This is a genomic window from Sphingomonas aliaeris (assembly GCF_016743815.1).
Lineage (GTDB): Bacteria > Pseudomonadota > Alphaproteobacteria > Sphingomonadales > Sphingomonadaceae > Sphingomonas > Sphingomonas aliaeris.
The window spans coordinates 3,274,649-3,287,692 of the sequence record NZ_CP061035.1 but is presented as its reverse complement, the minus strand read 5'-3'; the positions used below and the strand labels follow the sequence as shown (position 1 = coordinate 3,287,692).

The window sequence follows — 13,044 nt, the reverse complement described above, 5'->3', positions numbered from 1 at the left end:
AAGGCCGGGGGCGGTCTGTGTTGTTTTGATACGGATGGAGCTGAAAAGGGATGGAAACGGTCGAGGACCTCATACGGGATTTCAGCGCGAAGCTCGGCAGCATCGCCGGGGAATTCGGCGTACGCGCCGATCAGATCATCTCGTCGAGCCGCCCGGCGCCCGGTATTGCCCCGTCGGACGGTCCGCCCGACCTCGTCGCGCGGGCGCGAGGGATCATTGCGTCGCGCAAGGCACGGCGTAAATACTTCCCGTCCGACCTGTTCCACGAACCCGCCTGGGAAATGCTGATGGCATTGTTCATCATCTACGAAGGCGAGCACACGATGAATGTGAAGCAGCTCGTGTCGTGTAGCGATGCCCCCGCGACCACCTCGCAGCGCTGGATCGACCATCTCCACAAGTCCGGCCTGATCGACCGCGTCACCGACACGATCGATCGCCGCCGTATCGACATCTCGCTTAGCGAGCGGGGGCATGCCGCGATGGTCAACTATTTAAAGGACGTCACGATCGGTTGAGTCGTCGTTTTCGGAACGTGGTAAACGCCCGTAAATACGTCGTTTCGGTTCCGACATTCCGCCCCGCCTCGGCGCCGCCGATCGAACCGATCCGGGTCGCATCCCGCGTTGTTACGAGACGAAATCCTCCCCCCGATACCAGTTCCAATCGAACCGAATTGCTGAACAATCCCAAGTAAACCCAAAGTGATGCTGTAGCTTTTCGTTAAGCGACATCACTGAAAATCCCCCTGACTCAAATGTCGGGGAACCATGCGCGCACGCCTTCACATCGTTACAGGATCAAACGGGTTCAGGCGCCCGTGTGTGAAGTCGTGTGTCGCGTCGATGCTGGCCGGAACGGTCGCAATAGTATCCAGCTCCGCGCGGGCCGAGACGACTGCCGGAACGCCGATCCCCAATACTGCCGCCCTGCGCTATGATATTGCCGGTCAGCCGATCGCCGCACAGTCGAATACGGTGACGACAGTGGTGGCGGAGCGGCTCGACATAGCGCTCGCCCGGCGTGGCAACGAACCGATCACCCCGGCGACGACATCGATCGGGCTCGTCGTCACCAATCGTGGCAATGGGCAGGAGGCATTCGCCCTGTCCGCCACCGACGGCACCGACACGCCGCCATCGCGCTTCGCGATCGATGTGGATGGCGACGGCCGCTACGACGCCGCGCGCGATCAACTGCTGGCTAGCGCGATCACGCCCTCGATAGCGCCCGGCGCACAACTCCAGCTGCTGTTGATCGGCGACGAGGGGCAGTTCGACGGCGTACAGAACGTCATCGTCGCCCGCGCGGTCACCGGCAGCGGTTCGCCCGGCACCGCATTCCCCGGCCGGGGCGATGGCGGCGGCGACGCACTGGTCGGTCCGACCGGCGCACAGGGGCAGATCATCGTCCCCACGATCGGCCAGGCGGCACAGGGATCCCTGGTCAAGACCCAGTCGGTCCTGGCGGCGGACGGATCCGCCAGCGCGGTCAGCGGCGCGGTCATCACCTACACGCTCACCGCCAGCATCCCGGGCCCGTCCAGCGGCGTCCGCGTCGACGATCCGATCCCTGCGGGTACCAGCTACGTGCCCGGCAGCCTGATGCTCGACGGTGCATCGCTGACCGACGGCGCGGACGGCGATGCCGGAACCGCGACCGCCTCGGCCATCGCGGTCGCGCTCGGCGCGCCGGTCGATCCCGTCATCCACACCATCAAGTTCAAGGTCCGGATTCAATGAGGAGTCATCAGATGCGCCTGCATATCATCGCCGCCGCCGCCGCCGTCGCGGCCATCTCCGCCACCGCGGCCTATGCCGCCGGCCCGCTGTCGCTGGTCAGCGAAGTCAAGACGGAGAAGCGTGTCGCTGCCGCCGACGGCACGACGCGCATCGCATTGGTCAAGGCGGACAAGATCGTCCCCGGCGACCGCGTCGTCTTCGTCCTCACTTATCGCAACACCGGCACGCAGCCGATCGCGAACCTCGTCCTCGCGAATCCGGTGCCGGCGAACATCGCCTATCGCGCCGCCAATCCCGGTTCCGCCGCACCTGAGCTTTCGGTCGACGGCAAGACTTTCGGCCCGCTGTCCGGCCTCCGCGTGGCGACTGCCGCCGGGACTTCGCGCGCGGCGGTGCCTGACGATGTCACCACCGTCCGGTGGCGCCTCGCAAGTCCGGTGGCGGCCGGCGCGCAAGGCCAACTCGCATTCCAGGCCGTCATCAAATGACCACCACCCTCAACCCCAACCCACACACCATTTTCAACGGAGTATCTTCAATGACTGCAAAAGGGATGCGGCGACTTCTGCTGTCGGGAACGACCGCGGTCGCGACGTTCGGTGTCGGCGGGGCTGCGTATGCGCAGACCACGTCCGCCGGCACGGTCATCAGCAACCAGGCGAACGCCACCTATACCGTCAACGGCACGCCGGCGAGCGTGCAATCGAACCTGTCGACCTTCGTCGTCGACCGCAAGGTCAACGTCACCGTCGCTGCCGACCCCAACACCAACACGATCGTCAATCTCGGCCAGTCCAACGCGGTGATGGCGTTCCGCGTGACGAACAATACCAACGGCACACAGGACATGCTGCTGACGACCAGCCAGATCCTCGGCGCCGGCGGCACGGGAACGGACAATTACGATGTCGGCAACGTCCGCATCTATGTCGATTCCAACACGAACGGCCAATGGGACGCGCAGGACCAGCTCGTGACGTATCTGGACGAGATGTTGCCCGACGCCTCGGCGTTGGTCTTCGTCGTCGCCGATGTACCCAACACCACGTCGGCGAACTACGCCTCGGTCTCGCTGAATGCGCAGGTCGCGATCGGCGGCGCGACGGGGACGGCGGGGCAGGCGCTCGTCGCGACCGATCTCAATCTGCTCAACCAGAATGCCGATCAGGATATCGTCTTTGCCGATGCCGATACCGACGGATTGCTCGGCTATGACGCGGCGCGCAACGGACAGGCCCGCGCCTACCTGCAATATGAAGTCGGCGCACGCACCGCCAATCTCAGCATTACGAAAACGTCGGCGGTCGTGACGGACAACGTCAATCTGATCGCGCCGAAGGCCATCCCCGGCGCGACGGTGCAATATTGCCTGACGATCCAGAATAGCAGCCTGCTCGTCCCGGCAAACGGCATCACGCTGACCGACGTGATCCCGACGAACACCACCTATGTTCCGGGATCGATCCGGATCGGCGGTCTCGGCACGGGCGGCGTCTGCATTCTTGGCGGGTTCGCCGCGAATGACGACGGGTCGGCCGTCCCGCTCAGTCCGTATGGCGGATCGTTCAACGCGACGACCAAAACGGTGACCGCGTCGATCCCGACCCTGTTGGGCAGTACGTCGATGGCGGTCAGCTTCCAGGTCACGATCAACTAAACAGACGCCCTTACCGAAAAGGAACTTTGCCAGCCGGCGCGCGGGAAACCCCCGTGCGCCGGACAGCACCCCCTTATGTCCAGTTTCCGCACTCTTGCGCGCGTCAGCGCCCTTGTCCTCGGCCTGTCGAGCAGCGTCACCGCGCTCCGGGCCCAGGTGCCCCAGATGGGCCCGGGGCGCGTGACCAACACAGCATCGCTAACCTATACGGTTGGCGATGGTCACCGCATCGTGCCATCGAACACTGTTTCGCTCGACGTCACGCGCACTAAGCGTCCGACCTCGCTCAGTTTCCATCTCACGCCGATGAAGTACGAGATGACGGGCATGGCCTGCAAAGGCTCGCCCATCCCTACCTTCACGCCTGCACCGATCGATGCTGCGGACTATGCGGCGGCGCCTTTGGTCGAGACGATCGACATCCATACCGACCTGATCCTCGCCCTCGACAGCGAGGGCAGCAATCGCGATCCACTGACCCGCGAAAACGCCGTCATCGATGTCGACGCGGGGCCGATCCACACCACGCTGACCCTGGTGGAAACCGGGCCCGATACGGGCGTCTTCGCGGGCGGCGTTCCGGCCTCCATGACCGGGAAATATCCCGATCTGGTACCCTGCGATGTTCGGACGAAACGCGGCGTCACGATCAAGCTCAGCTTTATCGAAGACGGCTTCAGCTTCGGTTCCAGCGCGTCTTTGTTGATCGATCCAGCGGGCTTCACGTTCGATTCCCGCACCGGCGCGCTGGTCGACGGCACGCGCGTGACGCTGGTCGACACGGCGGGCAACCCGGCGCAGGTCTACGGCGATGACGGCGTCTCGCGCTATCCCTCCACCGTCATCAGCGGCGAAACCGTCACTGACAGCAGCGGGCGTATTTATCCCGGTCGTCCGGGTCGCTTCCGCTTCCCGCTCGCCGCGCCCGGTACCTATTCGCTGCGGATCGAGCCCCCCGGCGACTATACCGCACCCTCGGTACAGGACCCGGCCGTCATCGCCGCCTTGCGCGACCCCACGGGCCAGCCCTTCATCATCAACCCGACCAGCTTCGGCGGATGGCTGACGCTGGCGGAACCCGATCCCTTCTATGTCGATATCCCGCTCGATCGGCCGACGAGCGCCGCGCTGTTGTTGACCAAGGCGGCGTCGGTGCGCGAGGCATCGCCGGGCGACTTCGTGCAATACCGGCTGCAGATAACCAACCGGGATACTCTGGCGGCGCGCGAGCTACACGTTTCGGACGTTTTGCCCGCCGGCCTCCGCTACGAACGCGGATCGACGCGGGGCGGGGCGGAACCCAGGGTCGCGACCGATGGACGCACGCTGGATTTCACCATTCCGTCGATCGCGGCGGGCGGCACGGCAGAACTCCGTTACGTCGTCAGTATCGCGCCCGGTGCGCCGCAGGGCGAGGCGCTGAACCGCGCCCGCGTGCTCGGCGCCAATGCTCAAAGCAACGAAGCGATGGCCTCCGTGCGCCTGCGCAGCCTGCTCTTCACCGATGCGATGACTATCATCGGTCGTGTCAGCGAAGGAAATTGCGGCGATCCCGACAGCCATCGCAAAGGGATAGCCGGAATCCGCCTGTTGATGGAGGACGGCACGTTCGTCGTCACCGATCGCGACGGATTGTACCATATCGAGGGCGTACGCCCAGGCCGTCACGTCGTGCAACTCGACACTGCCAGCATCCCCGCTTCCCATGAAGCGGTCGCGTGCGATGTCGATACACGACAGGCCGGAAGCGCGATCTCGCGCTTCGTCGAAGCAGATGGCGGACTGTTGAAGCGCGTAGACTTTCAGCTCCGTCCGACCGGCAAGTCCGTATCTTCCCTGGCGGACTTGCCGGTCACCCAGATCGACGACGCCACCGCCGCGGGCAATCGCGACTGGCTCACGGGCCAGACGCCGGGCATCGCAATGCTTTTCCCGACCGAAACCTACAATCCCCGTGCGCCGGTCACCCGGGTCGTCGTCAAGCACCTGCCGGGGCAGAATGTCGCGCTGACGATCAACGGCGTCCGCGGCGATGCGCTCGCCTTCGACGGTACCGATGTGAACGACAGCACCGGTGTCGCCGTGTCGCGCTGGTCCGGCCTCCCGCTGCGATCGGGCACGAACCAGCTCGTCGCGCGCATTCTGTCCGCCGATGGGCGTGAGGTTCAGACGATTGCCCGCACCGTCGGCGTGTCCGGAACCGCCGCGAACGCGGTCTATGACGCCGCGCAAAGCCGCCTCGTCGCCGACGGCCTCACGCGCCCGCTGATCGCGGTGCGCGTCACCGACAGGGATGGGCGTCCGGTCCATGCCGGCACCGTCGTCCCCTTCACAGTCGATCAGCCCTACACCGCCGCGGTGCAGGCCGAACTCGAACAGGGCCGCCAGCTTGCCGGGCGCGATCGCGCCGCCACCACTGCGCGCGTCGTCGGCGACGATGGCATCGCGTTCCTTGCGCTGCAGCCCACGACGCAGGCCGGTGCCGTCCAGATCAAGATCGCGCTGACCGATGAGAAGATCACCCGTACCAGCGAGATCCGCGCTTGGCTGTCGGGTGCGCAGAAGGACTGGATGGTCGTCGGCTTCGGATCGGGTACGATCGGCTACGACACGCTGCGCAAGCATTCGTCCGGCCTGCCCGTCGCCGAACGCGGCAAGGTCGTCACGGACGGCCAGTTGAGCTTCTATGCCAAGGGTCGAGTCAAAGGATCGTGGTTGCTGACGATCGCCTATGACAGCGACCGGAAGTACGATCCGACGCGCGGGCTGCTCGGCACGATCGATCCCGACCGCTATTACACCGTCTATGGCGACGGCTCGCAGCAGGGCTATGACGCGGCCACCCGGCGCAAGCTGTACCTGCGTCTCGAACGCCGCGAATTCTACGCTCTTTTCGGCGACTTCGAAACCGGCTTCACCGACACGCAACTCACCCGCTACAGCCGCACGCTGAACGGCCTGAAGGCGGCATACGAAGGCACGAAACTGCGCGCGACGGGCTTCGCTGCTACCACCGACACTCTGTATTCGCGCGACGAGATCCAGGGCAACGGCCTCAGCGGTCCGTATCGCCTGTCGGGCCGCAACATCGTGCCGAACAGCGACAAGTTGCGGATCGAGGTGCGCAACCGCTTCCGTTCCGAACTGATCGTCTCCAGCCGCGAACTCGCTCGCCACATCGACTATGACATCGATATCGTCGCTGGCACGATCCGCTTCCGCGAACCCGTGCTCAGCCGCGATCTGGACCTCAACCCGGTCTTCATCGTCGCCGATTACGAAGTCGACGGCGGTCGCAGCGGCAAGCTGGTCGCCGCCGCCCGCGTCGCCGCGAAGCTTGCGCAGGGCCGCGTCGAAGTCGGCGTCAGCGGCATTCGCGACGAAACCGTCGGCGTCGCCACCGTTGCGGGCGTGGACCTGAAGGCAAAACTCACCACCAGCACGCTGCTGCGCGCCGAAGCGGCGACCGGCGGGCGCGGCGGACTGCGCGATGGCCAGGCCTATACCGCGGAGGTCGAGCATCACGGCCCGGTCGCCGACGTGCTCGCTTATGCCCGGCAACAGGATGCCAGCTTCGGTCTTGGCCAGCAGAATCTGGTTGAGGCGGGGACGCGCAAGTTCGGCTTCGACGGCAAGGTCCATCTATCCGGCCGGCTCAACCTGACCGGCTCGGCCTGGCACCAGCAGCAGCTGGAAGGGCCGGGCACGCGCACCGCCGGCGATATGCGGCTCGAATATCGCCGCGACACCGGCACCGTCTTCATCGGCGCCCAGGTGGCGATGGATCGTGGCCGCGACGGCAAGGATCGCGACTCCCGCCTGCTCACCCTCGGTGGCAGCCAGATCCTGTTCGGCGGCGACCTGACCGTGTCCGGCCAGACCCAGTTCGCGCCGGGCGGGGACAAGGACAGCGTCGACTTCCCGATCCGTCACCAGTTGACCGCGGCCTATCGCATCACGCCCGGCATCCGCCTGATCGGCGGATACGAAATCGCGAACGGCCAGGAATTCGTCGTCCATACCAAGCAGATCGGTTTCGACGTCGCGCCCTGGACCGGTGCCAAGCTGATGAGCACGCTCAACCAGCAGGCCGTGGCCGAAAATGGCGGCCGCACCTTCGCGCAATACGGCCTCAGCCAGTCGCTGCCGGTCGGCAAGCACTGGACGTTCGACGCCACGCTCGATGCCGCCTCGACGATCAGCGGGCGCGTCCCGACCGGTGCGGTGATCAATCCTTTCCAGCCGGTCGCGTCGGGCGGCTCGATCGGCTCGGTTTCGTCCTCGACCACGGGGGGCTTCGGCAATACGGGCAGCACCGGCAGCTTTACCGCCGCCACGCTCAGCGCGGCCTATCGTGCCAATCGCTGGTCGTGGAACGGGCGGATCGAATATCGCGACGCCGCCGCTGACAAGCGGCTCGGCCTCACGACCAACTTCCTGCGCTCGCTCGGCGAGGGTCAGACGCTCGCATCCTCGATCCGCGCTTATCGGACGACGGACGCGGGTGGTGCATCGGGCACCTATGCCTCGGCGGATCTCGCCATCGCGCTGCGCCCCTTCGACAGCCGCTGGTCCATCTTGGAACGCTTCGAACTGCGCCACGAAGGCGCTGATGCCGGCTTCTCCGCCGGCAACAATCTGGGTGTCCCGGCCTATGGGGCGGGCGATCAGGTCACCAGCCGCGCGATCAACAATCTCGCGATCAACTATCGCTCCGGCCCCGAGGGCAACGGGCACGGCTTCGAAGCGACCCTCTATTATGGCTCCAAATATGTGCGCGGACGGTTTCAGGACGACATTTATACCGGGTATATCCACGTCACCGGCTTCGAACTGCGCAAGGACATCGGCACCCGCTTCGACATCGGCATGCAGGGCTCGGTCCAGCACGCCTGGGATCGCGGCGCGGTGGCGTTCAGCGGCGGCCCGTCGATCGGTGTCTCGCCGGCGAAGAATGTCTGGATCACGGGCGGCTACAACGTCGCCGGCTATCGCGATCGCGACTTCGAGGATGATCGCTACACCCGGCACGGCCCGTACATCACGATGCGGATGAAATTCGACCAGCGGACCATTGGCAACACTACCCGCGCGATCTTTGGAGGACGGAAGTGACCCCGCTTTCACTCCGGATGATCCTCGCGCTGATTGCCGCGCTGGTCATGACCACGCCGGCCATCGCCGCCGATCTGAATGTCGACAAGACCAGCACGATCGTCGGAGATCAGGTCAATACGCTCACCCCCGCGCGCAACCTGCCGGGCGCGACGATCGACTATTCGCTCGTCGCGACCAATCCCTTGCTGAACCTCGTCACGATCCGCCACGTCGTGATCGAGGACGTCATCCCGGCGACGGTAAAGTTCCGCGTTCTTCCCTACGGCAGCGGCTCCACCGCGGTCGAATTCACCAACGGCACGTTGCTCGGCCTGCAATTGCTGTCGAGTGGCCTGACCTATGGCAGCATCGAATATTCCGACGGCGTCACCTGGACCTATCTGCCGCAGGACGACGGTACGGGATATGACGGCAAGGTCCGCGGCATCCGCGTGACGATGAGCAACGGCATCATGACCACCGGCGGCGCCTTCCGCCTTCGGTATCGCGTCATGCTGAGATAGGAGAGATGATGAGCTTCTATCCAAATGGGTTGCAGTCGATGCGCACCCCGCCCGAGGCCGATCAGGTCGCCGCGCTCGAGGAGCTGGCCGCCAGCTTCGCGCTGCGCGACCGGCAAGAAAGCGAGGAACTGATCGAATCCTTCTGTTGCGAGGCGATCCGGCAGTGGCGTCTTAAGGACGCGACATTCTGGCAACGGGTGAAGTTCCGCGCACGAATGCTCCGCGCGATGACACCGGATCCGCGCCTCACCTCAATTCATCCCGAAGATCGCTGGTTCGCGCGATCAAGTGAAAGGAATGTATGATCATGTTCTACCAAACAATCCCTTCACCCCAGACCGTACCGTCCGCCAATGTCGACCGCCGCGAAGCTGCGCGCGCCTCGACGGTATTGCTGATCGGAAAGGTCAATGACGGCATGAACGACAATGCCTGTCTCGTGCTCAACCTGTCCGAATACGGACTGATGGCACGGATGAGCTTCACGCCCGCCGTCGGGCAGGCGCTGGAGATCGAGCTTCGCGGCTTGCCCCGGTGCACCGCGCATGTCCGTTGGGTCAACGGCATGAAGGCCGGCATGCAATTCGTAGAAAAGCAGAATCTGGAACCCGTATTCTGCCAGACGAGCGATGACGGGCAAATCGCGCGCGCACCGCGCTTCGACGTCACGCTCGATGCCGTGGTCCGGCTGTCCGGACGCCAGTTCAAGGCGAAGATCTCGAACATCTCCCCCGGCGGCGTCCGGCTGGAGGCAAACGTCGCGGTCGAACCCGGACAGACCGGACAGATCCTGCTGCCCGGTCACCAGATATGCCTGTTCGGCACCGTCCGCTGGGTCGAGGGCAACGCATTCGGCATGCACTTTTCGACCCCGCTGCCCCTCGGCAACCTGCGCGATTGCCTGGAAGGGTAGCGCCGGAGTTTCATTCCGCCGCTGTGATATGCTCCCGGCATTTCATCAGCGGCTGGATCCGCGTGCCGAACGCCTCGACCCCCTCGACGAAATCGTCGAACGTCAGCAGCACGCCGCCGGTGTTCGGCACTGCGGCCATCTCGTCCAGCATCCGCGCGACGCTTTCGTAGCTGCCGACCAGCGTGCCCATGTTGATGTTGACCGCACCTTCGGGCGCGGCAAGCTGCCGGACGTTGGTGTCCTTGTTATGCTTGTCCACCGCGCCCTGATCCGCGAGCCAGGCGATCGCCTCCAGATCGACGCCGTCATTGTAGGATTTCCACTTCGCCATCGCTTCTTCGTCCGTCTCGGCGGCGATGACCATGACGAGGACGAAGATCGACACGTCGCGACCGGTCTTCGCGGTCGCGGCGGCCAGCTTGTCGTTGTTCGATGAAAAGGCGGTCGGCGTGTTGACGCCCTTGCCCAGACAGAAGGCGTAATCCGCCCACTTCGCGGAGAAGGCCAGCCCCTCTTCGGACGACCCCGCGCAGATGATCTTCATGTCGCCGGTCGGCTGCGGCTTCACGCGGCAGTCGTCCATCTGATAGTATTCGCCCTTCAGATCGGAGCCGCCCGTCTCCCAGCATTCGCGCAGGATCTGGGCATATTCGTCGAGCATCTTGTAGCGGTTGCGGAAATGCTCGTCCCCCGGCCACAAACCCATCTGGCTATATTCCGGTCGCTGCCACCCCGTGATCAGGTTCAAACCGAACCGGCCGTGGCTGATCGAATCGATCGTGTTACACATCCGCGCGGCAAAGGCCGGGGGGATGATCAGCGTGGGGCAAGTGGCGTAGATCTTGATCCGCTCGGTCACCGCGGCCAGCCCGGCCATCAGCGTGAAGCTTTCCAGTCCATATTCCCAAAATTCGGTCTTCCCGCCAAAACCGCGCAGCTTGATCATCGACAGCAGGAAATCCAGGCCGTGCTTCTCCGCCGACTGCGCGATCTGTTTGTTGAGGTCGAAGCTCGGCTTATATTGCGGTGCGTTTTCGCTGATCAGCCAGCCATTGTTGTTGATGGGGACGAAAACACCGACTTGCATGTTCAGCTCCTGAGGAAATCGAGGACGAGGCGGTTGAAAGTGTCCGGATCGGTGACATTGCAGGCATGGCCGCCCCAGTCGAACGTCGCGGTTCTGGCGCCGGGTACGTGCGCGGCGACGTCCAGCGACCGCTGCATCGGCACGAGCATGTCGTCGCGCGTCGCGAGCGCGAGCAGCGCCGGAATGTCGCACATCCGTACCAGATCGGGCACGTAGGACCGCACCGCGTCGATGCGGCGCCGGGTCGTTTCCGCGCCGGCGAAATGCGCCAGTTGGTGCGCCGCCTCGGCCCGCAACTCCGCATCGTGCGACGATATCCAGTCGGGCGGATAGAGGAATAGAGGCTGTGCGTGCAGGAACGCCTCCGCCCCGCTGTCGCGCAACAGCGTCAGCCGTACGTCGAAACATCGCTGTGTATGTGCATCCAGTTCGACCCAGCCGTTGATGACGACGAGCCGGTCGATCCGCCCGGCTGAGATCGCCGTTTCCAGCCCGATCATCCCGCCCAACGCATGCCCGACAAAGTCGGCCCGCTTGATCGCGAGGGCATCCATCAGCGCCACGACGTCCGCCGCCATGCCCGCCACGCCGGTCCCGCCCCTCGGGACGGTGCGGTCGCTGCGCCCCGTGCCGCGATGATCATAGGCGATGACGCGGAAATGCTCCGCCAGCGCAGACAGGTTCGGCGCCCAATATCCCGCCGACCCGCCCAGCCCCGAAGACAGGATCAGCGGCGGCCCGCTGCCATGCTCCTCGTAATACAGCCCACCAGCCTCCGCCAACTAACCGTCCGATGCGCAGGGGTGACGAAGCGGGAAGGCGCTCAACCGATATGCGCCACGGAAGCGATCTCGACCAGGCAATCGGGCTTCACCAGATCGCATTTGATGCAATAGCGCGCCGGCTTCGCGCCCGGAAAATACTCGGCATAGACCGCGTTGAACGCGGCATAATCGGCCAGATCCTTCAGGAAGATATGGTTCATCGCCACATCCTCCAGCGTCGCGCCGCCCGCCTCCAGCGTGATCTTGATGACGTCCAATATGTGGCGCGTCTGTGCTGCGGCATCGCCGACATGCAACACCGTGCCGCCTTCGCCCAGCGCCAGCACACCCGAAACATAGACCGTATTGCCCGCCTTCGCCCCGGCGGAATAGGGCGCGATCGGCGTTGGGAATTGCGGCGGATTGATCGGTTCGAACGGCATGCTGTCTCCGGAGACTAAAGCGGGGGCGGGGGATCAGTCCTTGGGCACCTGCCCGAAAGACCCGCAGAAATCGGCCACGGTCGAAACCCAGCCGAAGAACTTCTCGATATTGTAGACCGTCGCTTCCTGCATCATCGGCGGTCCCAGATGATGCGTCGCATCCTCCAGCATCACGCCGAAATATTCGAGGTGGAAGCCGTCGCGCAGCGTGCTTTCGACGCAGACGTTCGTCGCGATCCCGACGAACACGATATTCCGGATGCCGCGCGACCGAAGCACGCTGTCCAGTTGCGAATTGAAGAATGCCGAATAGCGCGTCTTGTGCACGCGCAGGTCGCCCGCTTGCGGCGCCAGCGCATCGACGATCTCGTAATCCCACGTCCCGCGCGCCAGCAACTGACCGTGCAGTTCGGGCCGCGCGCGCATCGTCTTCAGCGCGTTCGACTTGTGCCAATTGGGCGAACCGGGGCCGCCCGCTTCCTGATATTCCGCATCCCAGCCGTTCTGGAGGTACACGATCTGCACCCCGGCCTTGCGCGCGGTATCCAGCACCATGCCGACCCGCTCGATCGCCGCCGCCGCCCCCGCAATGTCGAACCCCGCCAGATCGACATAGCCGCCGGGCGAGGCATAGGCGTTCTGCATGTCGATCACGACGACCGCCGTCTCTTCGGGCGCCATGCGCAAAGGCTCGGGCCGGGCCATCATCGTCACGCCGGATCGCGCGGTATCGGCGCCAGCGGTGGTTACGGTCATCGTCATGGGGGCAAGTCTGCGGCGGGCCTGCGCGCTTCGCAAGGGTGAAAGCGCGTGGTAG

The 13,044-nt window shown here is 64.7% G+C and carries 12 protein-coding genes; 8 read left to right on the top strand and 4 right to left on the bottom strand.

Going from position 1 to position 13,044, the window contains the following annotated elements; translation table 11 throughout:
- Nucleotides 1–50 precede the first annotated feature (50 nt).
- The 8 genes from H5J25_RS15500 to H5J25_RS15465 all read left to right on the top strand — a co-directional run bounded on the left by H5J25_RS15500 (nt 51) and on the right by H5J25_RS15465 (nt 9,933).
- A complete protein-coding gene (locus tag H5J25_RS15500; RefSeq protein ID WP_202092585.1) occupies nt 51–518 on the top strand; it encodes a helix-turn-helix domain-containing protein in 468 nt (155 codons plus the stop codon).
- A gap of 306 nt (nt 519–824) precedes the next feature.
- Nucleotides 825–1,742: a hypothetical protein gene (locus H5J25_RS15495; RefSeq protein WP_202092583.1), complete on the top strand. Its 918-nt coding sequence runs from the start codon at nt 825–827 to the stop codon at nt 1,740–1,742.
- A gap of 11 nt (nt 1,743–1,753) precedes the next feature.
- Nucleotides 1,754–2,230 (top strand): DUF11 domain-containing protein, encoded by a 477-nt coding sequence (locus tag H5J25_RS15490; RefSeq protein ID WP_202092581.1) that lies wholly within the window; start codon nt 1,754–1,756, stop codon nt 2,228–2,230.
- Between the two features lie 65 nt (nt 2,231–2,295).
- A complete protein-coding gene (locus tag H5J25_RS15485; RefSeq protein ID WP_202092579.1) occupies nt 2,296–3,399 on the top strand; it encodes a DUF11 domain-containing protein in 1,104 nt (367 codons plus the stop codon).
- 231 nt (nt 3,400–3,630) lie between these two features.
- Nucleotides 3,631–8,514, top strand: coding sequence for a DUF11 domain-containing protein (locus tag H5J25_RS15480; protein ID WP_225883171.1), 4,884 nt, complete (start codon nt 3,631–3,633; stop codon nt 8,512–8,514).
- Nucleotides 8,511–9,020 carry a hypothetical protein gene (locus tag H5J25_RS15475; RefSeq protein WP_202092567.1) on the top strand — a complete coding sequence of 170 codons (510 nt, stop codon included), beginning with the start codon at nt 8,511–8,513 and terminating at the stop codon, nt 9,018–9,020. Before H5J25_RS15480 ends, H5J25_RS15475 begins: the two co-directional genes overlap by 4 nt.
- Before the next feature lie 5 nt (nt 9,021–9,025).
- Nucleotides 9,026–9,325: a hypothetical protein gene (locus tag H5J25_RS15470; protein WP_202092565.1), complete on the top strand. Its 300-nt coding sequence runs from the start codon at nt 9,026–9,028 to the stop codon at nt 9,323–9,325.
- Nucleotides 9,326–9,327: 2 nt separating this feature from the next.
- Entirely contained in the window at nt 9,328–9,933 is a 606-nt protein-coding gene (locus H5J25_RS15465; protein ID WP_202092563.1) for a PilZ domain-containing protein, read from the top strand.
- Between the two features lie 10 nt (nt 9,934–9,943).
- Here the strand turns inward: H5J25_RS15465 and rutA are convergent, their stop codons facing one another.
- Genes rutA through rutB form a run of 4 tightly spaced genes read right to left on the bottom strand, consistent with a single transcriptional unit; the run spans nt 9,944 to nt 12,989 of the window.
- Nucleotides 9,944–11,020, bottom strand: coding sequence for a pyrimidine utilization protein A (gene rutA / locus H5J25_RS15460; protein ID WP_202092561.1), 1,077 nt, complete (start codon nt 11,018–11,020; stop codon nt 9,944–9,946).
- Nucleotides 11,021–11,022: 2 nt separating this feature from the next.
- Nucleotides 11,023–11,802 carry a pyrimidine utilization protein D gene (gene rutD, locus H5J25_RS15455; protein ID WP_202092559.1) on the bottom strand — a complete coding sequence of 260 codons (780 nt, stop codon included), beginning with the start codon at nt 11,800–11,802 and terminating at the stop codon, nt 11,023–11,025.
- A 41-nt stretch (nt 11,803–11,843) separates the two neighbouring features.
- Nucleotides 11,844–12,227, bottom strand: a complete 384-nt coding sequence (gene rutC / locus H5J25_RS15450) for a pyrimidine utilization protein C (RefSeq protein WP_202092557.1) — start codon at nt 12,225–12,227, stop codon at nt 11,844–11,846.
- Nucleotides 12,228–12,260: 33 nt separating this feature from the next.
- Nucleotides 12,261–12,989 carry a pyrimidine utilization protein B gene (gene rutB / locus H5J25_RS15445; protein ID WP_404829544.1) on the bottom strand — a complete coding sequence of 243 codons (729 nt, stop codon included), beginning with the start codon at nt 12,987–12,989 and terminating at the stop codon, nt 12,261–12,263.
- Nucleotides 12,990–13,044: the final 55 nt, after the last annotated feature.